This is a genomic window from Mycobacterium sp. BMJ-28 (assembly GCF_054404835.1).
This window is the reverse complement of record NZ_CM136783.1, coordinates 4,775,328-4,800,467: the sequence shown is the minus strand read 5'-3', so window position 1 is coordinate 4,800,467 and position 25,140 is coordinate 4,775,328. Positions and strand designations below refer to the sequence as shown.

The 25,140-nt window shown below is 67.9% G+C and carries 35 protein-coding genes; 15 read left to right on the top strand and 20 right to left on the bottom strand.

The window, feature by feature from the left end; translation table 11 throughout:
- Nucleotides 1–17: 17 nt before the first annotated feature.
- Nucleotides 18–1,547, bottom strand: coding sequence for an L-piperidine-6-carboxylate dehydrogenase (gene amaB / locus ACXPWS_RS23860; RefSeq protein ID WP_458709021.1), 1,530 nt, complete (start codon nucleotides 1,545–1,547; stop codon nucleotides 18–20).
- A complete protein-coding gene (hglS, locus tag ACXPWS_RS23855) occupies nucleotides 1,544–2,752 on the bottom strand; it encodes a 2-oxoadipate dioxygenase/decarboxylase (RefSeq protein ID WP_458709020.1) in 1,209 nt (402 codons plus the stop codon). The genes amaB and hglS overlap by 4 nt, the downstream gene beginning before the upstream one ends.
- Nucleotides 2,753–2,782: 30 nt before the next feature.
- Here hglS and ACXPWS_RS23850 point away from each other — a divergent pair, with 30 nt between their 5' ends.
- The 3 genes from ACXPWS_RS23850 (at nucleotide 2,783) to ACXPWS_RS23840 (ending at nucleotide 5,458) form a co-directional block, all read left to right on the top strand.
- A complete protein-coding gene (locus ACXPWS_RS23850) occupies nucleotides 2,783–3,241 on the top strand; it encodes an Lrp/AsnC family transcriptional regulator (protein ID WP_458709019.1) in 459 nt (152 codons plus the stop codon).
- A gap of 53 nt (nucleotides 3,242–3,294) precedes the next feature.
- A complete protein-coding gene (gene lat, locus ACXPWS_RS23845) occupies nucleotides 3,295–4,611 on the top strand; it encodes an L-lysine 6-transaminase (protein WP_458709018.1) in 1,317 nt (438 codons plus the stop codon).
- Nucleotides 4,612–4,963: 352 nt separating this feature from the next.
- On the top strand, nucleotides 4,964–5,458 hold the full coding sequence (locus tag ACXPWS_RS23840) for a MarR family winged helix-turn-helix transcriptional regulator (RefSeq protein WP_458709017.1): 495 nt from the start codon (nucleotides 4,964–4,966) through the stop codon (nucleotides 5,456–5,458).
- On the opposite strand, the gene ACXPWS_RS23835 is transcribed toward ACXPWS_RS23840, so the two are convergent.
- On the bottom strand, nucleotides 5,427–6,677 hold the full coding sequence (locus tag ACXPWS_RS23835; protein WP_458709016.1) for a citrate synthase: 1,251 nt from the start codon (nucleotides 6,675–6,677) through the stop codon (nucleotides 5,427–5,429). The genes ACXPWS_RS23840 and ACXPWS_RS23835 overlap by 32 nt on opposite strands.
- Before the next feature lie 97 nt (nucleotides 6,678–6,774).
- On the opposite strand from ACXPWS_RS23835, the gene ACXPWS_RS23830 reads away from it, so the two are divergent.
- Nucleotides 6,775–7,920 (top strand): citrate synthase, encoded by a 1,146-nt coding sequence (locus tag ACXPWS_RS23830; protein ID WP_458709015.1) that lies wholly within the window; start codon nucleotides 6,775–6,777, stop codon nucleotides 7,918–7,920.
- On the opposite strand, the gene ACXPWS_RS23825 is transcribed toward ACXPWS_RS23830, so the two are convergent.
- The 3 genes from ACXPWS_RS23825 to ACXPWS_RS23815 are packed head-to-tail and all read right to left on the bottom strand — an operon-like array spanning nucleotide 7,903 to nucleotide 11,861.
- Nucleotides 7,903–8,436: a restriction endonuclease gene (locus tag ACXPWS_RS23825; protein WP_458709014.1), complete on the bottom strand. Its 534-nt coding sequence runs from the start codon at nucleotides 8,434–8,436 to the stop codon at nucleotides 7,903–7,905. The two genes, ACXPWS_RS23830 and ACXPWS_RS23825, sit on opposite strands and share 18 nt — an antisense overlap.
- Nucleotides 8,437–8,475: 39 nt before the next feature.
- Nucleotides 8,476–11,061: a molybdopterin-dependent oxidoreductase gene (locus ACXPWS_RS23820; protein WP_458709013.1), complete on the bottom strand. Its 2,586-nt coding sequence runs from the start codon at nucleotides 11,059–11,061 to the stop codon at nucleotides 8,476–8,478.
- On the bottom strand, nucleotides 11,058–11,861 hold the full coding sequence (locus ACXPWS_RS23815) for an FAD binding domain-containing protein (protein ID WP_458709012.1): 804 nt from the start codon (nucleotides 11,859–11,861) through the stop codon (nucleotides 11,058–11,060). The genes ACXPWS_RS23820 and ACXPWS_RS23815 overlap by 4 nt, the downstream gene beginning before the upstream one ends.
- 126 nt (nucleotides 11,862–11,987) lie before the next feature.
- Here ACXPWS_RS23815 and ACXPWS_RS23810 point away from each other — a divergent pair, with 126 nt between their 5' ends.
- The 4 genes from ACXPWS_RS23810 (at nucleotide 11,988) to usfY (ending at nucleotide 13,529) form a co-directional block, all read left to right on the top strand.
- The gene (locus ACXPWS_RS23810; RefSeq protein ID WP_458709011.1) at nucleotides 11,988–12,416 is read left to right on the top strand and encodes an SRPBCC domain-containing protein; all 429 of its coding nucleotides are present in this window, start codon (nucleotides 11,988–11,990) and stop codon (nucleotides 12,414–12,416) included.
- Nucleotides 12,413–12,730 carry an ArsR/SmtB family transcription factor gene (locus ACXPWS_RS23805; protein WP_458709010.1) on the top strand — a complete coding sequence of 106 codons (318 nt, stop codon included), beginning with the start codon at nucleotides 12,413–12,415 and terminating at the stop codon, nucleotides 12,728–12,730. The genes ACXPWS_RS23810 and ACXPWS_RS23805 overlap by 4 nt, the downstream gene beginning before the upstream one ends.
- A gap of 106 nt (nucleotides 12,731–12,836) precedes the next feature.
- Nucleotides 12,837–13,133: a hypothetical protein gene (locus ACXPWS_RS23800; protein WP_458713673.1), complete on the top strand. Its 297-nt coding sequence runs from the start codon at nucleotides 12,837–12,839 to the stop codon at nucleotides 13,131–13,133.
- Between the two features lie 87 nt (nucleotides 13,134–13,220).
- Nucleotides 13,221–13,529: a protein UsfY gene (gene usfY, locus ACXPWS_RS23795; RefSeq protein WP_458709009.1), complete on the top strand. Its 309-nt coding sequence runs from the start codon at nucleotides 13,221–13,223 to the stop codon at nucleotides 13,527–13,529.
- A gap of 70 nt (nucleotides 13,530–13,599) precedes the next feature.
- On the opposite strand, the gene mbp1 is transcribed toward usfY, so the two are convergent.
- Nucleotides 13,600–13,842, bottom strand: a complete 243-nt coding sequence (gene mbp1 / locus ACXPWS_RS23790) for a microaggregate-binding protein 1 (RefSeq protein WP_458709008.1) — start codon at nucleotides 13,840–13,842, stop codon at nucleotides 13,600–13,602.
- A gap of 190 nt (nucleotides 13,843–14,032) precedes the next feature.
- On the opposite strand from mbp1, the gene ACXPWS_RS23785 reads away from it, so the two are divergent.
- The 5 genes from ACXPWS_RS23785 to ACXPWS_RS23765 all read left to right on the top strand — a co-directional run bounded on the left by ACXPWS_RS23785 (nucleotide 14,033) and on the right by ACXPWS_RS23765 (nucleotide 16,270).
- Nucleotides 14,033–14,260, top strand: a complete 228-nt coding sequence (locus tag ACXPWS_RS23785; RefSeq protein WP_458709007.1) for a hypothetical protein — start codon at nucleotides 14,033–14,035, stop codon at nucleotides 14,258–14,260.
- 20 nt (nucleotides 14,261–14,280) lie between these two features.
- Nucleotides 14,281–14,436, top strand: coding sequence for a DUF6131 family protein (locus ACXPWS_RS23780; protein ID WP_458709006.1), 156 nt, complete (start codon nucleotides 14,281–14,283; stop codon nucleotides 14,434–14,436).
- Nucleotides 14,437–14,473: 37 nt separating this feature from the next.
- The gene (locus ACXPWS_RS23775) at nucleotides 14,474–14,977 is read left to right on the top strand and encodes a DUF6328 family protein (RefSeq protein ID WP_458709005.1); all 504 of its coding nucleotides are present in this window, start codon (nucleotides 14,474–14,476) and stop codon (nucleotides 14,975–14,977) included.
- Between the two features lie 97 nt (nucleotides 14,978–15,074).
- On the top strand, nucleotides 15,075–16,058 hold the full coding sequence (locus ACXPWS_RS23770; protein ID WP_458709004.1) for an LLM class F420-dependent oxidoreductase: 984 nt from the start codon (nucleotides 15,075–15,077) through the stop codon (nucleotides 16,056–16,058).
- A complete protein-coding gene (locus tag ACXPWS_RS23765; protein ID WP_458709003.1) occupies nucleotides 16,055–16,270 on the top strand; it encodes a CDGSH iron-sulfur domain-containing protein in 216 nt (71 codons plus the stop codon). Before ACXPWS_RS23770 ends, ACXPWS_RS23765 begins: the two co-directional genes overlap by 4 nt.
- Here the strand turns inward: ACXPWS_RS23765 and ACXPWS_RS23760 are convergent.
- The 8 genes from ACXPWS_RS23760 to ACXPWS_RS23725 form a co-directional block, all read right to left on the bottom strand.
- Nucleotides 16,247–17,245, bottom strand: coding sequence for an iron-containing redox enzyme family protein (locus ACXPWS_RS23760; RefSeq protein WP_458709002.1), 999 nt, complete (start codon nucleotides 17,243–17,245; stop codon nucleotides 16,247–16,249). The genes ACXPWS_RS23765 and ACXPWS_RS23760 overlap by 24 nt on opposite strands.
- A gap of 2 nt (nucleotides 17,246–17,247) precedes the next feature.
- Nucleotides 17,248–18,054: a DoxX family protein gene (locus ACXPWS_RS23755; RefSeq protein ID WP_458709001.1), complete on the bottom strand. Its 807-nt coding sequence runs from the start codon at nucleotides 18,052–18,054 to the stop codon at nucleotides 17,248–17,250.
- A 41-nt stretch (nucleotides 18,055–18,095) separates the two neighbouring features.
- Nucleotides 18,096–18,419 carry a hypothetical protein gene (locus ACXPWS_RS23750; RefSeq protein ID WP_458709000.1) on the bottom strand — a complete coding sequence of 108 codons (324 nt, stop codon included), beginning with the start codon at nucleotides 18,417–18,419 and terminating at the stop codon, nucleotides 18,096–18,098.
- Nucleotides 18,406–18,762 (bottom strand): PRC-barrel domain-containing protein, encoded by a 357-nt coding sequence (locus ACXPWS_RS23745; RefSeq protein ID WP_458708999.1) that lies wholly within the window; start codon nucleotides 18,760–18,762, stop codon nucleotides 18,406–18,408. The genes ACXPWS_RS23750 and ACXPWS_RS23745 overlap by 14 nt, the downstream gene beginning before the upstream one ends.
- Before the next feature lie 5 nt (nucleotides 18,763–18,767).
- Nucleotides 18,768–19,997 carry an Nramp family divalent metal transporter gene (locus tag ACXPWS_RS23740; RefSeq protein ID WP_458708998.1) on the bottom strand — a complete coding sequence of 410 codons (1,230 nt, stop codon included), beginning with the start codon at nucleotides 19,995–19,997 and terminating at the stop codon, nucleotides 18,768–18,770.
- Nucleotides 19,997–20,419 carry a hypothetical protein gene (locus ACXPWS_RS23735; protein WP_458713672.1) on the bottom strand — a complete coding sequence of 141 codons (423 nt, stop codon included), beginning with the start codon at nucleotides 20,417–20,419 and terminating at the stop codon, nucleotides 19,997–19,999. Before ACXPWS_RS23735 ends, ACXPWS_RS23740 begins: the two co-directional genes overlap by 1 nt.
- 50 nt (nucleotides 20,420–20,469) lie before the next feature.
- Nucleotides 20,470–20,673, bottom strand: coding sequence for a hypothetical protein (locus tag ACXPWS_RS23730; protein WP_458708997.1), 204 nt, complete (start codon nucleotides 20,671–20,673; stop codon nucleotides 20,470–20,472).
- A 120-nt stretch (nucleotides 20,674–20,793) separates the two neighbouring features.
- Complete coding sequence (locus tag ACXPWS_RS23725; RefSeq protein ID WP_458708996.1) at nucleotides 20,794–20,925, bottom strand: hypothetical protein; 132 nt, start codon at nucleotides 20,923–20,925, stop codon at nucleotides 20,794–20,796.
- A 116-nt stretch (nucleotides 20,926–21,041) separates the two neighbouring features.
- On the opposite strand from ACXPWS_RS23725, the gene ACXPWS_RS23720 reads away from it, so the two are divergent.
- Nucleotides 21,042–21,479 (top strand): ATP-binding protein, encoded by a 438-nt coding sequence (locus tag ACXPWS_RS23720; RefSeq protein ID WP_458708995.1) that lies wholly within the window; start codon nucleotides 21,042–21,044, stop codon nucleotides 21,477–21,479.
- 26 nt (nucleotides 21,480–21,505) lie between these two features.
- Complete coding sequence (locus ACXPWS_RS23715) at nucleotides 21,506–22,228, top strand: SigB/SigF/SigG family RNA polymerase sigma factor (RefSeq protein ID WP_458708994.1); 723 nt, start codon at nucleotides 21,506–21,508, stop codon at nucleotides 22,226–22,228.
- Here ACXPWS_RS23715 and ACXPWS_RS23710 read toward each other — a convergent pair.
- From ACXPWS_RS23710 to uraD, 5 genes are all read right to left on the bottom strand, one after another.
- On the bottom strand, nucleotides 22,199–22,606 hold the full coding sequence (locus tag ACXPWS_RS23710) for an STAS domain-containing protein (protein WP_458708993.1): 408 nt from the start codon (nucleotides 22,604–22,606) through the stop codon (nucleotides 22,199–22,201). The two genes, ACXPWS_RS23715 and ACXPWS_RS23710, sit on opposite strands and share 30 nt — an antisense overlap.
- Before the next feature lie 574 nt (nucleotides 22,607–23,180).
- Nucleotides 23,181–23,411, bottom strand: a complete 231-nt coding sequence (locus ACXPWS_RS23705; protein ID WP_458708992.1) for a hypothetical protein — start codon at nucleotides 23,409–23,411, stop codon at nucleotides 23,181–23,183.
- 43 nt (nucleotides 23,412–23,454) lie between these two features.
- Nucleotides 23,455–24,354: a factor-independent urate hydroxylase gene (gene pucL / locus ACXPWS_RS23700; RefSeq protein WP_458708991.1), complete on the bottom strand. Its 900-nt coding sequence runs from the start codon at nucleotides 24,352–24,354 to the stop codon at nucleotides 23,455–23,457.
- A 2-nt stretch (nucleotides 24,355–24,356) separates the two neighbouring features.
- Nucleotides 24,357–24,674, bottom strand: a complete 318-nt coding sequence (gene uraH / locus ACXPWS_RS23695) for a hydroxyisourate hydrolase (protein ID WP_458708990.1) — start codon at nucleotides 24,672–24,674, stop codon at nucleotides 24,357–24,359.
- Between the two features lie 19 nt (nucleotides 24,675–24,693).
- Entirely contained in the window at nucleotides 24,694–25,140 is a 447-nt protein-coding gene (gene uraD, locus ACXPWS_RS23690; protein WP_458713671.1) for a 2-oxo-4-hydroxy-4-carboxy-5-ureidoimidazoline decarboxylase, read from the bottom strand.

Genomic DNA, 25,140 nt, shown 5'->3' with positions numbered 1-25,140 from the left:
TAGTAGAACGCACCGTGCTACCCGAACTGAACCCCCTGCGCCAGCGGCAGATCGGAGGAGTAGTTCACGGTATTGGTGGCCCGGCGCATGTAGGACCTCCATGAATCGGAGCCCGATTCGCGACCGCCGCCGGTCTGCTTCTCCCCGCCGAACGCGCCGCCGATCTCCGCACCCGAGGTGCCGATGTTGACGTTGGCGATACCGCAGTCCGACCCGTCGGCGGCCATGAAGCGTTCCGCCTCACGGATGTCGGTGGTGAAGATCGCCGACGAAAGGCCCTGCGGCACGGCATTGTTGAGTGCGATCGCTTCGTCCAGGGTGTCGTAGGTCAGGACGTAGAGAATGGGGGCGAAGGTCTCGTCGTGCACCACCGCGGTCTGGGCGGGCATCCGCACCACCGCCGGGCGCACGTAGTAGGCCCCCTCGCCGAGATCTACGCGCTCGCCGCCGGTCACCTCGCCACCGTCGGCGCGGGCCTGCTCCAGCGCGCCCACCATGTCGCGGTAGGCGCGTTCGTGTACCAGCGGGCCGACCAGCGTGCCCTGGGCAGCCGGATCTCCGACCGGAAGGCTGCGGTACGCGGCCGCGATCCGGTCGACGAGACCATCGGCCACCGAGCGGTGCGCGATCACCCGGCGCAGGGTGGTGCAACGCTGTCCGGCGGTGCCTGCCGCGGAGAACACGATGCCGCGCAACGCCAGATCCAGATCGGCCGACGGCGTCACGATGGCCGCATTGTTGCCGCCCAACTCCAGGAGCACCTTGCCGAACCGCTGGGCGACGCGGGGGCCGATCTCCCGGCCCATCCGCACCGAGCCGGTGGCACTCATCAGCGCGACGCGCGGGTCGTCCACCAGCAGCTCACCGATCTCCCGGCCACCCTGGACGAGCCGCGAGATATCCGCGGGCGCGCCCACATCGCGGGCGGCCCGTTCGATCAGCGCCTGACACGCCACCGCGGTCAGCGGTGTCAGCTCCGAGGGCTTCCAGACCACGGTGTCCCCGCACACCAGCGCGACGGCGGTGTTCCACGCCCACACCGCCACCGGGAAGTTGAACGCGGTGATCACGCCGACCACCCCGAGCGGATGCCAGGTCTCCATCAGCCGGTGTCCGGGCCGCTCGGAGGCGATGGTCTTGCCGTACAACTGCCGGGACAGGCCGACGGCGAACTGGCAGATGTCGATCATCTCCTGCACCTCGCCGAGCGCCTCGGAGGTGATCTTGCCTGCCTCGATGGTCACCAGGGTGGCGAGGTCGGCCTTGTGCTCGGTGAGCAGTTCGCCGAGGCGCGCCACCACCTGGCCGCGCACCGGGGCCGGGGTGGTGCGCCAGCTGGTGAACGCTTCGGCGGCAGCGGCGATGGCGGCCTCGGCGTCGGCGGGCGTGGTCTCGGCGACGGTGAACAGCACGTCCCCGGTGATCGGGGTGCTGGCAGGCAGACCGGCCTCGGCTTCGGTGAGGTCGGCGCCGATGGCCTGCAACGCCAGGCGCACCCGGTCACGCAGCTCCCCGGCGGTGGGCAGAGTGGATTGCATGGTGGTCATGATGCCGCCTTCTGGTAGAGGTCGTACGGATTGTGGAGGTGCTGGCCGATCGCGCCGGCCAGCCAGTCGATGCTGTAGTCGCCGGTCGCGGAATCGGACACGGCATCGGAGACGCTGACGTCCTCGTCGACGTTGGACCGGAAGATCCCGGCCGCCGAGGCGGGCAGGAAATCCTCGTAGACAACCGGTTTGGCCGGGTCGCCGCCGACGTAGTACGCCAGGCCGGCCTCCGCCATCTCGGTGTCGGTGGCCGGGAAGAAATCGGCCCACCGCAGTGGGTCGGTCATGGCGGCGTCATAGCGTTGCCGGCCGAGCGGGGTCAGCGCGACACCGCGCGCCTCCACCTCGCCGAAGCGCACGCGCAGCGCACCGTCGAACTCCGAGCCGTCGGCACCGCGGAACCGGCGCGGCTCGGCCAGCGCGCGGAACGACGTCTGACGCAGCAGGACCGCGGGCCCGTCGGTGCGGGGCGGACCCTGGATGGCGTCGATCATGGTGATCCCGCGTGCCGTCATACGCCGGTACAACTCGTCGATGTCCAGTACCCGCGGGGTCAGATGGTTGATGTGTGTGGTGCCGACACCGGCGATATCGGCGGCCACCGCCGACACCGCGCTCAGCTCGTCGTACCAGGTCTTGTCGATCGGATCGCGGGACAGCGCGAACGCGGCAGTGGCGCGGGCCACGAAATCCGCGGCCTCGTCCTCACACGCACCACCGGTGTCGGCGATCCGGCGGGCATCGGCGATCAGCACGGGGTCGAACAACTGCCGCTGTGCCAGGAACCGGTCCACCCTGGCGCGCAGATCGGCGCCGAAGAATCGGGTGTCCGCGGTGGCCAGCATCGAGGTGAACACCCGGAATGGGTTTCGCTCCAATTCTTCTGACTCGATGGGGCGAAACGCCGTGGACACCACCGGAACCGGCGAGGCGGCGTCGCGAAGATCGTAGAAACCCACCGGGTACATCCCGAACGCGGCGAAAAGATCGGCAACGTCGGCCATCTCGGCGGCATTACCGACCCGGATGGCACCGTGGCGTTCGGCAGTGACCCGATCCAGCGAGCCGAGCCGCCCGTCGCCGCCATGTTCCCGGTTCACCTGCGCACTGACCTCCACCAACGCCGTGTACGCAGGCACCTCGGTGCCGTACATGCGGGACAGGGCCGCGGCGAAGGAGGCGCGCAGTTGCCAAGGCGCGATCATCGCAGCGTGCCGTTGAGATAGTGTCCGGCCATGGCCGACGCCGACCACCTCGACGATATCGACCGCGCCCTGGTGCGCGACCTCGTCGCCGACGGGCGCGCCACGCTGGCGCATCTGGCGGCGACGACCGGCCTGTCGGTGTCGGCGGTGCAGGCCCGGGTGCGGCGGCTGGAATCGCGCGGTGTGGTCACCGGGTACACGGCGCGCATCGATCCCGAAGCGGTGGGCAACATGCTCTCGGCGTTCGTGGCCATCACTCCTCTCGATCCTTCCCAACCCGATGATGCGCCCGCTCGCCTGGAACACATTTCCGAGATCGCGTCGTGCCACTCGGTCGCGGGCGAGGAGAGCTACATCCTGCTTGTGCGGGTGGGGTCCCCGCGGGCGCTGGAGGACCTGTTGCAACAGATCCGGACAGCCGCCAACGTGCGCACCCGCAGCACGGTCATACTACAGACGTTTTACGAAGGGCGCGAGTTTCTACCGTAGATATTCCTGTTGTCGATAGGTAAAACCGTAAATATCGCGTTAGGATGCGTGGCATGACTGCTGTCCTGCCTGATCGTGACGTGATGCTTTCCGCGGCCGAGGTGCCCGCCGTCCTGAGTCGCAACATGTTGGCCGACGGGTTCGATTTCGTGCTCGACCTGCAGCGGTCGCACGGTTCCGAGCTGGTCGACGCCCGCACCGGTGCACGTTTCCTGGACATGTTCACGTTCTTCGCCTCGTCGGCCCTCGGGATGAACCATCCGGCGCTGACCACCCCGGAAGCCCTGGCCGAACTGGGCGCCGCCGCGGTGAACAAGCCGAGCAACTCCGACATCTACACCGTCACCATGGCCCGGTTCGTCGACACCTTCGCCCGGGTGCTCGGCGACCCGGCCCTGCCGCACCTGTTCTTCATCGACGGGGGAGCGCTTGCCGTGGAGAACGCGCTGAAGATCGCGTTCGACTGGAAGAGCCGGCGCAACGAGTCGCTGGGGCGCAGCGCGCCGGGCACCCGCGTGCTGCACCTACAGGGCGCCTTCCACGGACGCAGCGGCTACACCATGTCGCTGACCAACACCGACCCGAACAAGGTGGCCCGGTTCCCGAAGTTCGACTGGCCGCGTATCGATGCGCCCTATCTGCGCCCCGGACTGGATCCCGTGGTGGCGGAAGCGGAATCGCTGCGCCAGGCCCGTGCCGCATTCGAGGCGTTCCCCGACGACATCGCGTGCTTCATCGCCGAGCCGATCCAGGGCGAGGGCGGGGACAGGCACATCCGGCCCGAATTCTTCGCCGCCATGCGGGAGTTGTGCGACGAATTCGACGCGCTGCTCATCTTCGACGAGGTGCAGACCGGATGCGGGATGACCGGATCCGCTTGGGCCTACCAGCAATTGGGTGTGCGCCCGGACGTGGTGGCCTTCGGTAAGAAGACGCAGGTGTGCGGCGTGATGGCCGGCGGCCGCGTGGATGAGGAGCCCGACAACGTGTTCCGGGTCAGCTCCCGAATCAACTCCACCTGGGGTGGCAACCTCACCGACATGGTGCGGGCCCGGCGCATCCTGGAGGTCATCGAATCCGACGACCTGATCGGTCGGGCCGGCCAGCTCGGCGACTACCTGCTCGATCAATTACGCCGCCTGGCAACCGAATTCCCGGGCGTGGTGCTCGATCCACGCGGCCGTGGACTGATGTGTGCCTTCAGTTTGCCCTCCGCGGCGGCCCGTGACGCGCTGATCGCGACGTTGTGGGACCGGCACGTGATCATGCTGCCCAGCGGGGTGGACTCGGTGCGGTTCCGGCCCGCGTTGACGGTGTCGCGGGCCGAACTCGACGCCGCGGTGGCCGCGGTCGCCGACGCCTTGCGCTGAAACCCCTGGCGGGTTCACCCGCGGGGCGGGACGAGAATGGTCTTGCCGGGCAGGCGATCGGCCCCGTATCGGTGTAACCGGCTCGCGCCGCCGACCGCCCCGCCGGCGTCGAGCGGGAGCATGCCCACCACGGCGTCCCCGATGTTCCAGCCGGTGACGCCACCACCTGGCCGGGACCGGGTGCCGGACGCTGCACCTCCTGGTACTGCAGAACGTCGCTATCGCCGTAACGGTGATATTGCACAGCTTTCATGGTCTTCTCCCTTTGCCTTTTGCTTCGATATCGGAGTAATTCCGGGCGGAGCGTGACCTTCGTCGCTTTGTTTTGAGTTCGAAGCACTAGTATCGGCGGATGGCGGATTCCCTCAAGCCCGCGCAGCTGCGCGCCTACTTTGCGTTAACCGAAGCGGCTGGCTTGCTCGAATATGCTGTGCAGCAACAGCTCAGATCCGAAGGCGGGCTGAGCTATGTGCAGTTCGAGATCTTGGCCAAGCTCGTCGACGCGCAGCGGCCCCTCACCATGACCGATCTGGCCGACGGTGTGGTGTACAGCCGGTCCGGCCTCACCCACCAGGCTGGACTGCTAGAGAAGTCGGGCCTGATCAGCAGGAAGGTCAGCCCGTCCGACCAGCGCGCCACCATCGTCGACATCACTGCAGCGGGTAGGGAGCGCGTGCGGCAGGTGCTCCCGGGCCACATCGACGTGGTGCGCGACCTGCTGTACGGCGCGCTCTCGGATACCGACGTCCGCGCGCTGGAGAAGATCATGACCCGGGTGCGCGACCACATGCGCGACCGGCCCCCGCGCTCGGCCGTCACCCGGACGAATCGCGCCGCGGCGCACTGATCTGGCCCGAGCGCTTTCCGACGTAGACCCCGACGGGCCGGAACCGCAGCATCGGTTCGTCGTACTCCTCCAGCGCATGAGCCACCCAGCCCGCGATCCGGGCGATACCGAAGATGGTTTCCGGCGCGTCGGCCGGCATCCGGAACTGAAGTGCCATCGCCGCCAGCGCCAGGTCCGAGTTCACGAAATCCACTGCGGCCGCGATGGTGTCGACTGCGGCACGTATCCTGGCGCCGCCGCCGGCCTGTTCGAGCAGGCCCATCAAGGCCAGCGCGCGCGGGTCGTGCTCGCGGTAGATCCGGTGACCGGTCCCCGGAATCCGTTCGCCGGTACGCAGACTCGCGGCCACCGCGGATAACGGATCGCTGACGGCGCCGTGCAGATAACGGTAGGCGGCGGTGGCCGCGCCACCGTGCATCGGGCCGTCCAGGGCGGCCAGCCCGGCCGCCACCACCGAGTAGACCCCGGCCCTTGCGCTGGCGGCCACCCGTGCCGCGACGGTGCTCGCCGCGAGATCATGGTCGGCCAGCAGCACCAGGGCGGCGTTGAGCGCCGCCACCCGGCGTGGAGTGGCGGTCAGTGGGGAAAGCTTGGGCCACAACCGTTTCGCATAGGATCCCGGTTGCGCGCGATCGGTGACCGGCGGTAAGGCGGCGGCCACGGCCTCCAGGATCTGCATCGCCTTGGCCGCCACCAGCGGCCCGGCGCGCTGATAGCGCAACGGATCGGCGGCACCGGACAGGTCCACCGCGATCCGCACGGCGTCCAGCCGGGTGGCCGTGTCCGGCAAGGCGGCGCGCAGGTGAGTTGTGGCGTCCTCGTCGAGCGGCGAGTGCTGCGGCGGCACATCGTGTTTCCACAACAGGCGGGCCACGTCCAGGAAGTCGGTGGATACCAATTCATCGACCGGCAGGCCACGGTAGCGCAGCTCGTCGCCGGACAGCGAGGTGATCTGCGTGCGGATCCGTTCCACCACACCGGCCGGCGGCCGGGACCGGACCGCGTCGCGGGTGAGGGATTCCACCTCGTCGACGGCGAACACACTGCCGCGCACTCCGGCGATCCGCACGCTGCGCAGCCGTCCGCGGCTGACGTAGGCATACACCGACTCGGGTTTGATGCCGAGCACCTTGGCGACCTGGGCGGTGGTCAGGTAGTCGTGTCCGTCGTGGTCGATGGCGGCGGGCCAGCGCCGGGTATGTCGCCGGTTCGGTGCCATTGCGGCAGCCCCTTCATATTGATCGAGTCAACATTGACTGTCATCAATGTTAGGCCGAATGTGGTTGTACAGCTTGGATACCAGGAGGAAATCACTTATGCCGGACGTACTCATCGAAGCCGCACCCGGCCTGGCCAACATCGTGGCGGCCGACACCGCGATCGGTGACGTTCGGGGTGATGAGGGGTTCTACCACTACGGCCCGTACCCGGCGGTCGAGTTGGCCACCACCCGCAGTTTCGAACAGGTGTGGTTCCTGTTCCTGTACGGGCGGCTGCCGTCGGCACCGGAGTCGGCGCGGTTCGCCGCCCACGCCGCCGCCCTGCGTGCCATCCCGGCGGACGTGACGCCGATGCTGCGGATGGTCGCGCTGAGCGGGGCCGACGAGCACCCGCTGGCCGGACTGCGCACCGTGCTGTCGGCGGTCGCGGCGGCCACCGATCTGCCGCCGATCTGGGATATCGACGAAGACGCCCGCCGGCGCGATGCGGTGCTGCTGACCGCGATGACTCCCACCATCCTGGCCGCCCTGCATCGCATCCGGCACGGCCTGGATCCGGTCGAGCCGGACCCCACCCTGCCCGCCGCTGCTCACTGGCTGTACCTGCTGACCGGTCGGCGACCGGCGCCCGAGCACGCCAGGGCCATCGAGCAGTACCTCATCGCCACCATCGACCACGGATTCAACGCCTCCACTTTCACCGCCAGAGTGGTCGCCTCCACAGGCGCCGACGTGGCCTCGGCCATCTGCGCGGCGCTGGGCTCCTTCTCCGGGCCGCTGCACGGCGGTGCCCCCGACCGGGCGCTGGATGCGCTGGACGCCATCGGTGACCCGGCCAACGCGAGGGCGTGGGCACACACCGCGCTGGATCGCGGTGACCGCATCATGGGGTTCGGGCACGCGGTCTATCGCACCGCCGACCCCCGGGCCGAACTGCTGAAATCCATCGCGGTCGGATTGGGCGGTGGGCTGGTCGACCGCGCGGTCCGGGTGGAGGACGACGTGACGGCGGTGCTCGCCGAAAGGCGGCCCGGCCGTGCCCTGCGGGCCAACGTCGAGTTCTACGCCGGCGTGCTGATGGAACTCTGCGGGGTGCCGCGCGAGATGTTCACCCCCACGTTCGCCGTGAGCCGGGTGGTCGGGTGGTCCGCGCACATTTTGGAACAGGCCCAGTCCCGCAAGATCATCCGGCCCAGGGCCCGCTACATCGGCCCCGAGCCGCGCTCAGGTCTGCTCCAGTAATGTGCGGATGGTGGACTTCAGCCTGGGCAGTTCGGCGCCACCGACCAGGATGCAGCCGTGTAGTTCGGCGAGTTTGCGTGCAGCCGGCGTGAATTCGTGATTGGTCACCACCATGGTGTGGGCGCAGTCCTGCATCGGTGCGCCGGCCACCACCTCCTGGATGGCACCGGTGCCCACCGGACGCGCCTGTCGTTTGCATTGGATGGCAAGGCGATCCGGCCGCTTTCCGACGATGAGGTCCACGCCCCAATCCCCGGTCAGTGACGTCATGATGACCGGGACGCCGCACGAGCGGGCGATGCGGGCGATATGGTCTTCGAACTCGGTGCCCGACATCGCGGTCACCGGATCCTCGGCGGCCGACGGGGTGCGCAGCCCGCGCACGGCGCCCATCAGGAAATGCGGCAGCATCACCGCCGCGGCCGCGGCGGCCAGACTCCACGGCACCCCGGCGCCGAGCAGATAAGCCGTCGCCCCGGCGGCCAGCGCCAGTACCGCGTATGCCCGGACCTTCACGCCGCGAGCCTAATCCCGGTGGCCGACAACCCGGTGGCATCAGCCGGACAGTGCCCGCCAGACCCGGGCCGGTGTCATCGGCAACCGGTACATCCGTGCCCCACAGGCCCGCGCGATCGCGTTGGCCAGGGCGGGCGCCACCGGGTTGTACGGTGATTCACTCATCGATTTGGCCCCGAGTGGTCCCAGTTTGTCGTAGGTGTCGGCGAAGTACACCTCGGTCACGGGGAGGTCGGCCAGTTGCGGAATGTGATAGTTGCGCAGCGTTTTGGTGCTCACCTCACCCCGCGGGTCGACCCGGATCTCTTCGAACAGGGCCGAGCCGATGCCTTGGGCCACGCCACCTTCCACCTGACCGCGACACTGCTCGGGATTCATCACCACCCCGGCGTCGGCGGCCTGAACGGACTGCAGGATGCATACCTCGCCGGTGTCGGTGTTGACCGCCACCCGGAAGGCCTGCACGTTGAACGCCACCGAGCGGGGGGTGCCCTGATGGCGGCCGTGGCCGACCAGTGGGCGCTCGGTTGCTCCCGAGCGCAGGGCCTGACGCAGTTCCCGGCACGCCGACTGCACCGCCAGCCCGGCCACCACGGTGCCGGCCGAACCGAACGCCCCCGTGTCGTAGGCGCATCCGTCGGTGTCGGACTGTTGCAATCGCAGTCGGCTCACCGGCACTCCGAGCGCCTCGGCGGCCAGTTGCAGGTGCACCGTGGAGGTGCCGTTGCCGAATTCGGCGGTGCCGACCGCCAGCGTGTACAGGCCGTCGGCGTCCAGGGTCACCGACGCCTGCGAATGGTGGCCCCGGGGCGGGATGGTCGCGATCATGGCGATCGCCATGCCCTCGCCGACTCGCCACGCCGGCCCGTCCGGCGCCTGGACGCCGTTGCCGCGTGCCAGTGCGGCCTGGGCGAGGTCCAGGCACTGATCCAGCCCGTAACTGCCGAAGGTCAGATCGTCGTCGGCCACATGCGAATCGACGAATGCATCGCCCGGCACGATCACGTTGCGCCTGCGCAGTTCGAACGGATCGAGGCCCAGCCGCGCCGCCAGCTCGTCGAGTGCGGATTCGACGGCGAAGATGACCTGTCCCAGCCCGTACCCGCGGAAGGCGCCCGACGGGATGTTGTTGGTGTAGACGGCCTCGGCGTCGACCCGCTTGTTCGGGCAGCGGTACACGGCCATCGATTCCCCGCAGCCGTGGAACATCACGCCCGGGCTGTGGTTGCCGTATGCGCCGGCATCCATCAGCACGTCGACCGACATCGCGGTGAGCAGGCCGTCCGGGTTCGCCGCCACGGTCGCCCGCACCCGGTACGGGTGACGGCATGGGGCGGCGATGAACTCGTCGGTGCGGGTGAACTCATAGCGCACCGGCCGGCCGATTCGAAGTACGGCCAGGGCCACCACATCCTCGGTCAGCATCTCCTGCTTGCCGCCGAAACCGCCGCCGACCCGGCGGGTGAACACCCGCACCCGGTCCTGGTCCAGACCGAACACGTGGCACAGTTCGTCGCGCACCAGGAACGGCACCTGGGAACTGGTCCGGATGACCAGGCGGCCGTCCTCGTCGATCCAGCCGGTACTGCCGTGCGTTTCCAGGTGCGCGTGCTGTACGCGCTGGGTGAACCAGGTGCCGTGCACCACGGCTCCGCCGGCCGCGGTGGCCGAGGCGAGTCCGGCACCGACATCGCCGACGCCCCCGTGCAACTCGGCCACCAGGTTGCGCTGCGGATCGGCGATGCGCGCACCGGAGTCCTTGTCGCCGTGCACCAGCGGTGCACCGGGCCGGCGGGCCAGCTCCGGGTCGAACACCGCCGGTAGCTCGACATATTCCACAACTATTGCCTGGCAGGCTTTTTCGGCGGCGGCCACGCTGTCGGCCACCACCGCGGCGACCCGCTGGCCGATGAATCGCACGGTGTGGTCCAGCACGTAGGTGTCGTCGGGATCATCGGTGCGGTTCTCGTGCCGGGCGGTCGAGAAGGCCACCGGCGGGCTGTCGGAATGGGTCAGGATCAGGTGAACTCCAGCAACGCGTCGGGCGGCCGAGGTGTCGATCGACACGATGCGGGCGTGCGCCACCGGGCTGCGCACCACCGCCATGTGCAGCAGGCCCTGCGGGGCATGGTCCATGGTGTACTGCTCGGTGCCGGTGACGACGCGCCGTCCTGCAGGTGCGCCGGGGGACCGGTCCCCGGTGTTGACCGTGCCGCTCAGCGCGTCGGTGATCGCCCGGTATCCGGTACAGCGGCACAGGTTCCCCTTGAGCGACTGCGGCAGGTCGGCGCGCTGGTCGTCGGTCAAAGTCGATGCCGTGGTGATCATCCCGGCCGTGCAGAAACCGCACTGGAAGGCGGCGGCGTCGACGAACGCCCGTTGCAGGGGATGCAGATGTTCGGGCGTGCCCAGCCCGGCCACCGTGGTGACCGAACGCTCGGTGGCGCGTACTGCCGGATACAGGCAGGAGTGCACCGCGGTGCCGTCGACCAGCACCGAGCAGGCTCCGCAGTCGCCGCCGTCGCAGCCCTTCTTCACCTCGAAGTGGCCGTGCTCGCGGAGGTAGGTCCGCAGGCACTGACCGGGTCGTGGATCATCTTGCGTGGGTTTCCCATTCACGATCACGGCGCCAGTTCCTCCGCCACCTGCCGGGCCAGCAACAGGGTCATCGCGCGCCGCCAGTCGGGGTCGCCGTGGGCATCGATCGTCCAGGCATCGTCCGGGATCTGCCGGTGCGCGGCCCGCAGCTCTTCGGGCCCCGGTACCGCGGTGAACTCGAATGTGTAGGGGCGCATCGTTGCCGCGGATACCGAGAGCACGAATCGGTCGTCACCGTCGCGGCGGCCGATGACCACCACAGCGGACCGGCCCAGTGCGGACGGGGCGAGTTTGCGAAAGGCGGTGTGCGCGTGCAGCGCATGCGCGGGCAGGTGTACCGACCGCACGATGTCGCCGGGGCCGAGCGTGTTGGTGGCATCGCCGGTGACGAACTGATCAGCAGTGCAACGATATTCGGTTCCGTCCGGTCGCCATACCGTCACGGTGCCCGACAGCGCCGCGATCATCGAGATCATCGCGCCGGCGGGGAAGGACAGGCAGAGGTTGCCGCCGATGGTGGCGGTGTGCCAGATCTTGAAGGAGGCCAGCAGTGCGGTGGCGCACTGGTGCATCACGGGGACATCGAGCTCGCGGGAGAGCCGCGACACTTCGGCCACCGTGCAGGTGGCGGCCAACTCGACTCCGGCGCCGGTCCGGGTGACCGCGGGCCAGCCCAATCCGTGCAGGTCGACCAGCCGGGTCAGATGCGGCTGCGGCTCGGAGAACAGCCAGGTGCCGCCGGCCAATACGGCATCGCCGGGGCCCAGTGGCCACAGCTCGTCGCGGCACAGCGGGGTGTCGATCACCTCGACGTTGTTCAGGTCCACCTGTTGACGGTAATCAAGCGGAGCCGGGACCGCATGCCAAATTGATGCAACCGCAGGGTTGCAGTGCGGAGCAGCATATGCAACTCTGAAATTGCACATCAATCGGATTCGACCTCAGGAGCGTTTGTGGACACCCTCAGCATCACCCGCAGCATCGATATCAACGCACCCGTCGACCGGGTATGGAAGGCGATCACCGAAGCCGACCTGATCGCCCAGTGGTTCGGCAGTACCTGCGAGTTCGACGCGGTACCGGGCGGCACCGGTTACTTCGGCTGGGAACACCACGGCAAGCACCGGGTGGTGGTCGAATATGTCGAAGCGCCAAGGATTCTGGTGTACCGGTGGGCGCGCGTCGCGGATGTCGATCCGGTGCCGGGGAACTCCACCGTCGTGCGTTTCGAGCTGACCGAGATCCCCGACGGCACCCGCCTGGACCTCGCGGAGTCCGGTTTCGACGAGCTCGACGATCCCAGCGGCGCCCACGCGGACAACACCGGTGGCTGGACCGCCGAACTCGGCGAATTGGTCGAGTTCGTCGAGGCGTTGCCGTGACAGCCGTTCCGGTGGTGTTGGGGGTGTTGGCCGACGAGACCCGCTGGCAGATCCTCACCGAACTCGGTGCCCAGGACCTGTCGGCCAGCGCGCTGGCCAACCGGATGCCGGTGAGCAGGCAGGCGATCGCCAAGCATCTCGCGGTGCTGGCCGGCGCCGGGTTGGTCGAGCCGGTGCGGGCCGGCCGCGAGATCCGCTATCGGGCCCTCGGCGCCCGGCTCACCGCTCTCGGTGCCGAACTGGACCGGATCGGCCGGCAGTGGGATCGAAGGCTCGCGGCGATCAAGCGGATCGCCGAGGGGCTGGAGGACTGACCGGACGTTGTTTACCCGGCGGCGATCGGGAAAGGTGCCAGGTGTGGCTTTGGACCCGTATCGCAATGACGCCGATGTCCGCGCCGCCGTGCGCTTCGGCCTCGGCATGGCGGGTGCCGGGGTGGCGTTTCTGGTCCTGGCGGCGGTGCTGGTGAGCTCCTGCCACGGAGCCATCGCCGACTCTGCCGCATGCGGCCCCCCGCAGCGCATCCTGCTCGCCCTCGGTGGACCGGCCATCCTGGCGTTCGGCGGAGTGTTTGCCTTCGTACGCACCTACCAGGCGTGGAAGTACCGGCGCACCTGGTGGGCGTGGCAGGGCGCCGGTTGGTTCCTGATGCTGTTGATGCTCCTGGTGCTGACCATGGGCCTGCCGGCGATGGCCGGGCCGGTGCTCGGCACCTAGGGTGCCGATTGCCTTCCTTCCGCGACGATCCGGATCTACCCTGGGAACAGCCCTTTGTTCGGGCCGCGGGGGAGAAAGAGAGTCGCCATGAAAGGACCTAAGGATCCCGTCGATCACACCCGCACGACGCGTCCGCACGCCGGCGAGTCGATGAAAGACAACGTGATCATGCCCGCGCTCATCCTCATCGGAGTGGCGCTGGTGCTGTTTGTCGCCAGCCTGTCCGCATTCGCCACCGGGCATTTCGATGTCGGGGTGACGGTGGCTGTGCTGTCTGCTGCCGGGATGATCATCGGCGCGCTGTGGCTGGGGCTGGAGCACGTTCGGGTACGGCGGATCGAAGAGCGTTGGTACGCAGCGCATCCCGAAGCGATTCGGCAGCGCCCGAACAGCTGAGGTCGACATAGCAGCCAGCCCGGTAACGGGTCCGCGTGGGACCGCTACCGGGCTGGGTTTCGCTCGGACGTCAGCGGTGCTGCTCTGCGCGCTGACGCTGCTCTGCGGCGGCCGCACCGCCCCTGGCGGCTTCGGCTTCGGCTTCCTTCTTGGCGGCGTCGCGCTGCGCATCCGCCTTGTCCTGCTGCGCCTTACCCTCTTCGGTGAGGTCCTGGCGCCCCGTCACGGTACCGACGGCTTCCTTGACCTTGCCCTTGACATCCTCGACGACGCCACTGAGGCCTTCTTCGGGTCCGCTCTTCTTGTCAGTCATTGTGTACCTTTCCGCTACCGGAGTGGATTGGTGTCATGCACGGAACTCTTTCGCCGCGCACCTGCCCTGGCTTCCCGCCGGGCCACCGGGGTAAACCTCTGGCGTTGCCGGTATCCCGCGCTCGGGCGTGGTTTCGCGATCTGGACAACCGGGTACCCGCACCGCACATGATTCGACTGATGGAGGCTCCATGTTCCGCGGACTGGTAGGCACGATCGTGTTGGTCTGGCTGCTGATCGGGGTGCTGGCAGCCTGGCAGCGCGACTACTTTCACACCGGCCAAACCAATTGCGCGACAGCGGGTCAGATCGCGCTGACCGTCGTCGCGGGCCCGCTGAACTATGCGGGCGTCAATCCGAAGGTGGTGGACTGCCGGCTCCCCGAGCCCAGCGCCATGCCGTCGCTCGTGCCCGCCTGACCAGTTGAATTGAGGTAGTCATGGTTATTCTCGGAGCGATCCTGCTGATCCTGGGCCTGGTGTTCAACATCTACGCGCTGTGGGTCATCGGTGTGGTGCTGCTGGTCATCGGCGCCGTGTTCTGGCTGCTCGGAGCCATCGGGCGACCCATCGGCGGTCGGCGCAGCTGGTATTGACCGCACCCGTCAGCCGCCGTCGGAGATGGGCTCGGACATGGACGTCGATCATCCCGAGCGGGACCAGAACTGGAACACCGCGGCCCGCGGCGAGACCGCGGCCCAACGGCTGGATCGCAACTGGTCCGGTCTGCTGCAGGAACTCCGGGTGGTCGAGACCGGCGTCCAGTTGCTCACCGGCCTGCTGCTGACCCTGCCGTTCCAGAATCGATTCGACCGGCTGGACGCCGCGATGCGGGTGGTGTACCTCGTCACGGTCGGCTGTTCCCTGGGCGCCACCGTGCTGTTGGTGGCACCGATCGGGATGCACCGGATGATGTTCCGCCAGCACCGTCTCGATGTGATCGTGTCGGGCGCTCACCGGTTGGCCTTCTGCGGGCTGATGGTGCTGGCGCTGGCGCTGGCGGGAGTCGCCGTGCTGATCTTCGATGTGGTCGTGGGCACCCGGGCCGGCATCATCGCGGGCTCGGTCACGGGGGTGGCGCTCGTCGGGCTGTGGCTGGTGCTGCCGCTGGTGCTGCGAAACCGGCCGCCGCCCTGATAGCTGGGCAAAGCGACTCCCGGCCAAAGAATCTGGTCGGCCCGGTGGGCGGCGGCGCCGACGTTTGTGCCCGATTGGGTGGGGGTACCTGGGTTTCATGACCAACTTCGGCTACACCTTGATGACCGAACAGAGCGGCGCCAAGGACCTGGTCCGCCACGCCGCCGCCGCCGAAGAGGTCGGATTCGATTTCGAGGTCAGCAGTGACCACTACTCGCCGTGGCTTGCGGCGCAGGGTCATGCCCCCAATGCGTGGACGGTGCTCGGCGCCGTGGCCCATGTGACCGAGCGGGTCGAGCTCTACTCCTACGTGACGTGTCCGACGATGCGTTATCACCCCGCCGTGGTGGCGCAGCAGGCTGCCACGGTGCAGATTCTGGCCGACGGCAGGTTCACGCTGGGGTTGGGCAGCGGCGAGAACCTCAACGAGCACGTCGTGGGGAAGGCGTGGCCCACGGTGAGCCGGCGGATCGACATGCTGGCCGAAGCCATCAAGATCATCCGGGAGTTGTTCTCCGGCGAGTTGGTCGACTTTCGGGGTGAGTTCTTCGAAGTCGATTCGGCCCGCTTGTGGGATCTACCCGACGTGCCCCCCGCCATCGCGGTGTCGATGACCGGGGAGAAGTCGGTCGAAAAGCTGGCCGACTTCGCCGATCACCTCGTCGATACCGCGCCTGACGGGGATGTCGTCGAGAAGTGGCGCCGCCGCCGCCAGGCGGTCGGCTTGCCCGACGGGCGCGTGGTCGGGCAGTTGCCCATCTGCTGGGATCCCGACCGCGACACCGCCGTGCAGCGGGCCCATGAGCAGTTCAGGTGGTTCGCCGGCGGATGGTCGGTGAACGCCGACCTGCCCACCACCGCGGGCTTCGCCGCGGCAAGCCAGTTCGTCCGGCCCGAGGATGTGGCAGACAGCATTCCGTGTGGACCCGATCTGGATGCCATCGTGGCGGCGGTGAAGCCGTATCGCGATGCCGGATTCACCGACATCGCGCTGGTTCAGGTCGGCGGAGACACCCAGGACCGGTTTCTCGCCGAGGCCGCCGGCCCGCTGCTGGCCGCGTTGCGTGCGGAATTGTCGTGACAACACCGCAGCGCACGATCGTTCAGGTGATTCCGGGCGGTCCGGTGGTCGTCGAGGGCCCGGTTTCCATCCAGCTGCCCGACGGCCAGGTGGTGGATTCGGATCGATTCAAGGTGGCCATCTGTGCATGCCGCAGATCACGCACCTACCCGCTGTGCGATACCAGTCATCGCAAGAAGATCCGGAAGTCAGCTCAGCGGCAGCAGGAGTGAGCTCTGCTGGTCACGCCAGCACTTCATCAGATGATCGGCCAGCCGGTCCTCGACCAACTCGAACGCCCGGATGCCGAACACCACGTCGGGCTCCAGGTGCGGCTCCCGGCGCAGCAGATCGCCGACCACGTCGTGGCGCACCACCTGTTCGTGTACGGCATCGGCCTCGACATGCTCCAGATAGAACCGGGTGCACGCTTCGGGCGCGTTCAGCCGGTCCAACGCGTCGGCCAGCCGCTGCGAACCGGGCGACGAGGTGATCTCGGTGGCGGCGAAATGACCGACGGTGGCCCCGCGCAGCGCGCGGTGCAGCCCGAACATCGACATCAGGTTCACCACCGCCAGCGATTCGGCGGGCACCGCCTCCAGGTAGGCCAGGTAGCCGGTGTCCAGGCCGGCGGCGGACATCAAGTCGGCGAACAGTTGCTGATGCACCCGAGAACCGCGACCACCGCCGTATTCGTCGAATTCGACGGCCACGAACGAGGCCTTGGCCTGGCCGACCAGTCTGGGGATCACCCAAGCGTGCGGGTCGGCCTCCTTGAGGTGGTAGATGGACCGGTGCACCAGGTATTCGCGCATCTGATTCCAGCTGCCCTGGGCCAGCAGGAAGTGTGAGGGCCCGTCGCCCTCAACGGGTTCGGCGGACAGCCGAGCCATCTCCGCGGCCGCCTGCACGCCGGTGAGATCGCCGACCCGGCGTCGGAGGTCGGCCAGGAACGGGCGTTCCAGCCGGGCCCGCAGATGAAGCAGCGCCGGGTCCCATTCGAGTTCGTCGGGCACCGCGTCGAAGCCGCGGTAGAACAGCTCATAGCACAGATGCAGCGCCAGCTGCAGGTCCAGTCCGGCCGGATCCGATTCTGATACAACGACTTCCGGACCGGTTTCCAATTGCCGGGTACCGCGCAGGTGGCCGATCACCGCCTCCGACAGCGGACCGACCGGCTCGGGCAGTCCACGAGTGATGGTGCTCATGATCAGATCTGCTGGCGCAGTCGGTGCCAACCCGAGCTGAGCTGGTCCCCACCCTGTTCCAGGGCGGAGCCGGCCTGCTCGTAGGCGGTTTCGGCGAGTTCGGTGCCCTTGCGGCGGGCCTTTTCCGCGTAGGGGGCGGCACGGTCGATCGCGGTTTCGGCCAGTTCGGTGCCCCGGCGGCGCGCCTTCTTGGCCACCGGCGCACTGCGCTCGATCGCCGTGGCGGCCAGATCACGCCCGCGTTCGGCACCGATCTGCAGCCGTTCGGCCCCGACCTGCAGGCCGTGCCCGACCTTGTCGGCGAGATCGGTGTCCAGCGGGCTGTCGCCCGACGGCAGGGCCGCCGAGACCGCTTCCGCGAGATGCCTGCCCGCCCGCCGGCCACGCCAGCCCAGCGACGGCTTGCCCGCGGTATCGGCGGAGGCCAGCACGAGTCCGCCGATCAGGCTGAGATCGGTGAGGAAACCCCGTCGCTTGGCGGCCTTGCGTTCCGGGTCGGTTTCGTTCCAGAACATGTGGTCGCCCAGATTGCCCGGCACAACCGTCAGCGCGAGCAGGCCCGAGGCCACCCGGGGGATGCGGCCGGTGGCGAGCAGCAGGCCCGCACCGATCTGGATGCCGGCGTTGACCCGGGCCACGGTGGCGGCGTCGGTCGGCACTTTCTGGGCCACCGGCTCGGGCAGCGCCTGGAGGCCTTCCAACGTCGGGCGGACGACGTCGGACGCGGACTTGGTATCCCGGAGGGTATCGATGCCCTGCCCGATGAATGCGACGGACAGCAACGGACGGGCGACTCTGCGGAGCAACATGGGCCCTGAGTTCCCGCCATGGTCAGCGCCGAAACATCGGCTCAGGGCAGCGCGGCGGGCTGCCGGGTGTAGCCGGGCCGCAAGGTGATCCGGTCGGTGCCGATCCGCGCGATATCGGCCCAGTCGGCGACGAAGGTGCCGCGGTGGCGCCAGCGGGACAGCGCGGCGATCATCCACGGCGCGTTGGTCCCGGTGCGTTCGTATCCCAGATACGACGATCCGGTGCGCGGGCTGATCACCAGTCCCAGCACCTCGGGAGTGCCTTGGCGCTGGTGCGGAACCGACAGCCGGACGTCGATGACGGTGCCCACCGGATGATGACCGGCGTCGACGACGGCGGCGCCGAGGAGCCTACTCAGCTGCATGGCGGCCTCCCGGTATGTGACCGATGACATGTTCGCGCAGCCACTCTTCCACCCAGTGCACGTCGACGACGATGTCGTTGGGGGACAGCCGCACCGTGGTTCCGATCCGAATCACGTTGCGCCACGGAATTTCCTGTAGTCGTGAGCGCGGGGGCGCACCGCCGAAGATGCGGGTGGCGAGCACGTGGCCGGACAGCACGCCGGTGACCCGGGGTGCCGGGGTGCCGGGGGTGATATCGCAATCGATTTCTATGCCGTCGAGTTCCAGATCGTCGACGATGCCCAGCGGATCGTCGTCCTCATCGACGAGCTGCCGGTCGAGCAGATGCAGGCGGGCATCCATCGTCCTCATTGTCCGGCGCCCGTCACGATCATCAGCGGGATCGCCGCCAGCGAGGCGATCACGATGATCACCAGGTACACCGAGCCGAGCATGTTGGTCGCCCTTCCGTTGACATGTTCACCCATGTATTCGGGATCGTTGGAGACGATCAGGATCGGCAGGTACGTCAGGGGCAGGGCGATCGCCGAGAACACCACCGAGTATTCGGTCACCAGCACCGGGTCCACGCCGGTGAAAAGCACTGCGGCGCAGACCACGATGGAGACCAGCATCACGGTATGGAACCGGGCCGCATCGGCCGGGCGGCGGAATTTCCCCCACCGCCAGCCGAGGAACTGGGCCAGGGTGTACCCGCTGGACAGCGTGGTCTCCAGGGCCGCCCCGAAGGTCGCGGCGACGATGCCGACGATGACGAAGGCCAGCAAGAGTTTTCCGCCGGCGGCCACCACCGGCATCACCACCTGGGACAGCGAGGTCACTTCGATGCCGCCGGGCAGCAGCACGATGGTCGCGCAGGCCGCGATCGCCACCGAGAGCACCCCGCCGAGCGGGAACCCGATCAGCACGTTCAGCCGCGAGGTTCCGAGATCCTTTGTGGTCCAGCGCTCCTCGACGGCACCCGAGGAGAAAAAGAACACCTCATACGGTGTCATCGCCGCGCCGAAGAGCGCGATGGCGTAGTACCAGTAGGTGGCCGACGACTCCGACTCCGGGATGACGGGATGCAGCGCGGCATGTCCCATGGCCCCCCAGTCGGGGCCGAGCGCGACGACGGCGACGGCGAAGACGATGAGGCACAACCCGACCAGGCCGGTGGCGTTCTCCATCACGCTGAACTTCACCCGCCACACCACCAGCCATACGGCGAAGGCGGCCACCGGGATCCACACCATCCGACCGACGTCGGTGGCCAGCTGCAGCGCCAGGGCGATGCCGCCGATCTCGGCCGTCAGCGTCATCAGGTTGATCAGGAAGGAGGCGCTCAGATTGGCCGCCGCCGTGCGTGGGCCGAGGCGCTCCCGGATGATCTCGAAGGTGGCGCGGCCGCTCACCGCGGCGACCCGGCCGGCCATCTGGGCGAAAACGCAGATGCCCACCACGCCGACCACCACCACCCACGCCAGCGCAAGGCCGAACCGGGAGCCGACGACGGCATTGGTCACCAGGTCCCCGATGTCGAGGAAACCTCCGATGGCGGTCAGGATGCCGAGGGCGACCGCGAAGATCCGCTTCATCAGTGGTATCCGCTCTCCAACTGCGCGGCGGCGGCCAGCAGCCGGTCGCGGACGACGTGCAACGCAGGCTGTTGCCCCAGCCCCCGCACGGCGGCGGACGCGCTGCTGAGCTCGTCGACGATGCCGGTGATGGCTTGGGTGAGCGTCCGTTGCCGGGCGACGTCGACCGGGTCGTGCACCCGCAGTTCGGCGATGCCCTGATAGGACTTGACGGCCTGCTCGCGGGCATCGGATATCTGCACGGCGGCCAGTTCGGTGGTGGACCGGCCGAATTGGTATTGCTCCAGCGCGAGGGCGCCGGTGCGGGCGGCCGACGTGCTCTCCTGCACGGCCTGGGCGAGCTGGCCCGGCGCGCCGTCCCGATTGGCCGGGCAACGGGTCAGCAGCAGCCCGAGAGCCGCCACGAGCAACGCGGCCACCATCCATCTGCGAATCGCTCGCGGGCGTTCTCCCTTGCGCGCCATGGCAAGGATCAACTTCGGCCGAACACGTCATCGTCGGGGTCGGCGTCCACGCTTTCGATCTGTTCCTGCCAGTCGGCTCCGGGCGCTTCCAGCGGCGGGTGGTCGGGGTCGGTCACCGGGTTCTCGTCGTCGGGCACCGGTTCGCTGATGTCGCGGGACTGTTCGACTGCATCCGCTTCCGGTACCGCGTCGGGAAGCTGTTCACGGTCCATCCGAACCGGGTACCCCGAGCCGGTGAACGGAAACACCTCGCCGGCCCGCCGGCACGGTGAGTTTCGGGCAACGGCGTTTGAACCCTGGCACTACCGGGGTATGACACCGCCATGGCACGGCTAGGCCATCATCGGGCCCAGGATGATGAATACGACGGCATATACGCCCGCAATGATGAGCAACAAGGCCGTTACCCCGATGGCCACGGCGACGATGATCCGGCGCCGGGTCGCGGGATCGATCTCGAACATGTCCGGTCGGGTACCCGCCGGGCCCTCGCGTCACACCCGTGCCGGGTGGTGTAGTCCAATTGATTGATGGTGCAACGACGTGGGGTAGCCTCCGTGCAGATACCCCGGGAGGTCTGATGACTGGGTTTAACGGCGACGACGGCGTACCGGGCTCCGGCGACCGGTCGGTGGAACTCCGGGTGGCTGCGAGGCTGGAGAACCTTGCGGTGCTCCGGACCTTGGTCGCGGCGGCCGCGACGTTCGAGGATCTCGATATCGATTCCGTCGCGGATCTGCGCCTGGCCGTCGATGAGGCGTGTACCCGGTTGATCCGTTCGGCCACTCCCGAGTCCATCCTGATCGTGCAGATCGAGCCCGGCGATGAGGCGGTGACGGTCCATGCCTCGACCACCTGCGAGGGTGACGACGCCATCGTCGCTCCGGACAGCTTCAGCTGGCACGTGCTGCGTTCACTGGTGTCCGATGTGCGTACGTTCGCCGACGGTCGGCACTCCGGGGCCGGGCGCGTGGTGGGTATCTCATTGACCGCGAGGCGAGTGGGCCTGCTGCAGTGAGCTCGGAATACACGGACGTTATCGATATGTTCCGTGAACTCCGCGGGTTACCTGAGGACTCCACTCAGTACGCGCGGCAACGGGAACGTATCGTCGAACGCTGTCTGCCCCTGGCTGATCACATCGCGCGCCGCTTCGGTGGGCGCGGCGAATCCCATGAGGACCTGCTCCAGGTCGCGCGCATGGGTCTGGTGAATGCGGTTAACCGTTTCGATGACACCGCGGGTTCGGACTTTGCCTCTTTCGCGGTGCCCACCGTGATGGGTGAGGTGCGCCGTCACTTCCGCGACAACGGCTGGTCGGTCAAGGTTCCGCGCCGACTCAAGGAACTGCACGTGCGGATCGGCAGCGTGACCGCCGAGATGGCGCAGCGACTGGGCCGCGCCCCCAATGCCACCGAACTCGCCGCCGAGCTCGACATCGACCGCCAGGAGGTGGTCGAGGCCCTGGTGGCCGGCAGTTCCTACAACACCCTGTCGATCGACAGCGGGACCGGCGGCGACGAGGACGCGCCCTCGATCGGTGACACCCTGGGAACCGATGATCTGGCCCTGGAGCAGGTGGAGAACCGGGAGTCGCTGCGGCCGTTGCTCGATGCCCTGCCCGAGCGCGAACGCACGGTGCTGGTGTTGCGGTTCTTCGAGAACATGACCCAGACCCAGATCGCCGACCGTATCGGGGTTTCACAGATGCACGTGTCACGCCTGCTGGCGAAATCCTTAGCGCGCCTTCGCGACGACCTGAAGTAGGTCGGACGGATCGCGTTCCAGCCGCAGCAACGCCGTGGCGACGGACTCTTCGATCGGCAGCGCGCCGTCCGGGTCGCAGATCCGCAGCAGGCGGGCCACCGCGTGGCTGGGCACGATCATCCAGTCGATCCCCTCGCCGGTAGCCCGCACGCTCATCGTGTGCAGGGTGGCGTAGGCCGAGGTGCCGAAGAAGTCGACCCCGGTCAGGTCGAGTATCAGTTCTTGCACGTGCGGCAGGTGCAAGAAAACGTAGTCAGCGAATTCCCGGCAATTGGCCGCGTCGATCTCGCCGAAGACGGACAACACGGCACTCGACGGTGCGAGCCATTTCGTGCAGTAGACCGCCATGTCGGACTCGGTGATGTTGGAGGCGGACATTCGCCGCTCGGTAGGCATATTCGGGTTGTGCATGGTGACTCCATCAGTCGCACTATGCGATTTGTACTGTGGTACACGCCAAATGGTTCAAGAACCTGTCGAACACGACCCGCAGAGAGTGCCAAGGCCGCGCTAATTGTTCCCACGTCAATGGCGCTCGCAGAACAGGCTGTGAACTCAACCTGGAATTGACCCTACGCCACATGCCGACGGCGAACAATCGATTCCGCAGACCTCGTCGGCCGTACCCGGGTCGACCTGCACGTTTCACCGGCATCCAGAGCGGTGGCGCGGCTGCCGATCTGCGGTGCCCGCCGGCGCTGCTCCGGCCTTCCGTGGAATCGGTTGGCGGGCAGTGCTTTTGAGGTGTGTCGGGAAAATCGGCCGCGAGGGAGGGCCCGCTACGGATTACGGGCCCGAATGCACCCGCCGCCCTCGCTGGCAAAGAATGGTGCGACTGCTTGCGCCGGTCCGGCGGTGGCGATGTCCCCGGTCCGGGCGGCCCACATCCAGCCTGCGCTGTCGACGCATTCGCCCGCCGCCGAATCGGGCAAACGGAGTCGCGGGTCGTGGCCTACCGCACGACCGGGAAGAACGACGTCCCGTCCTCGGGCTCTTCGGCGGACAGCTTGCGGTCGAGCGATTCACCCTGTGCCGCTTCGTCGCCGGAGATCCCGAACTTGTTCGACCCCTGCCACTGTTCGGGGGGATCGACGACTTCGTCGCCGTCGGCGTTGCGGAGCTCGTCGGAGTCGGTCGCCTCGTCCGGGGGAAGGGTGCCGTATTCCTGTTCTTGTGCGGCCATGCGGTACGGGTGCCCGGCCTGGCGTGCGGTCAAACTCCGCAGGTCAAGCCAGCCAGCCCTGCTGCAGGTCCCAGGCCGGGCCGGCGGGCGGGGCGTCGTCGCGGGTCACGGTCGCCTGGATCAGCCCGTACGGCCGGTCGTCGGCATTGAACACCTCGTTGTTGTTCTGCAAGCCGAACGGGGAGAGGTCGTAGAGGAAGTGGTGCTTGTTGGGGGCCGACAACCGGATCTCGGCGATGTCGCGATGGTCCTCCAGGACGGCACGCCCCATCTGGAACAGCGTCTGCTGCAAGGCCAGCGACTGCACCACCGCGAACTGTTTCACCAGCGCCGACTTCACCTGTGTGTACACCGACTCCCAGTCGACCTCGGTGGAGGTGAATCGCCACTGGGCGATCAGCGAGGTGGCCATCACCCGGTCGTGGGTCGGTTCCAGGATGGTGTAGGGGTCGCTGAGAAAGCCGGCGAACTCCGATCCCGTCGACTTCAGCACGATCAGGTCTTTCAGCCCGCCGACGACGTACTCGCCGTCGGCATCCACGGTGATGGCGGCGGTGCGCACCTCCTGGCCCTTGCGGATCCAGGTGTGGTCGTGTTCGGCGCCGTCCACAATGGCGCGCTCCCAAGCGTATTCGTCGATCTCGATCCGGGCGGCCTGCACCGGCGCGACATCGTGCACGAAGTGCCGGGCCAGGGCCAGGCCGTAGTCCTCGATGGACAGCAGGCCTTTCTCCTTGGCGTAGGCGTAGGCGGTCTGCTTCTGCGTGTCGGTGGGCAACACGTCGGACTGGTCGCCGGCCAGATGTGCGGCGGTGAAATCGCCACGCAGGCAGGTGGATACGTTGATGTCATGGATCTCGTGCCGGGGCGTGTCGCGGTAGATCCGGACCACCCGGTTCTCGGCCTTACCGTACTGATTCTTGCCCAGGATGATTTCCGACATCGTCAACTTCCTCGGTAGGTGGAGTACGCGAACGGTGAAAGCAGCAGTGGTACATGATATTTGGTAGCACCGTCGGTGACCTCGAAGGCGATGACGACCTCCGGGTAGAAGCTGGGTGCGCCGGCGAAGTAGCCGGCGGTGTCGAAGGTCAGCCGGTACACACCGGGCGCCAACCCGGCAGCCAGCTCCGCCACCCGGCCGTCGGCGTCGGTGCGCGCGGTGGCCAGCACGGCACCGGCGGTGTCGGTGAGCGTGACGGCGATACCGGCGGCGGGCTTGCCGGCCACGGCGTCGAGGACATGGGTGCTCAGATGGGTCATGCCCACGATCCTGGCGTGGTCATACCGGATCGCTCAAGAGGCGCTCCAGCCGTAGCCGGTTGATCTTGCCCAACTCATTGCGCATCACCCGGCGTTCGGTATCGGGATCGTTGGCCAGGCGCTCGGTGAGAATGCCGAGCAGTTCGTGGGCCGTTCGTCCACTGGCGCACACCAGGTAGACATAGCCGAACTTGTCCTCATAGGCCCGGTTGCCTTCGGCCAGAGCCTGTTTCACCTCATCGTCGGCGCAGGCCACCCCGGCCTGCTCGCGCGCGGACGCGGCATTGTCCACCTTGCCGCCGATCCGCGGATGTCCGTCCAGAGCCGCGTCGATCTCGGCGTCGGGCAGCTCGGCGAGCACCCGGTCGGCGCGATCGAGCAGCGCCTGGGTGTCCGGGAACGGTGCCCCCGCGAGCACCCGGCGGGCCCAGATGGTCGAGCTGCACACCTCGAACAGGGCATGCAT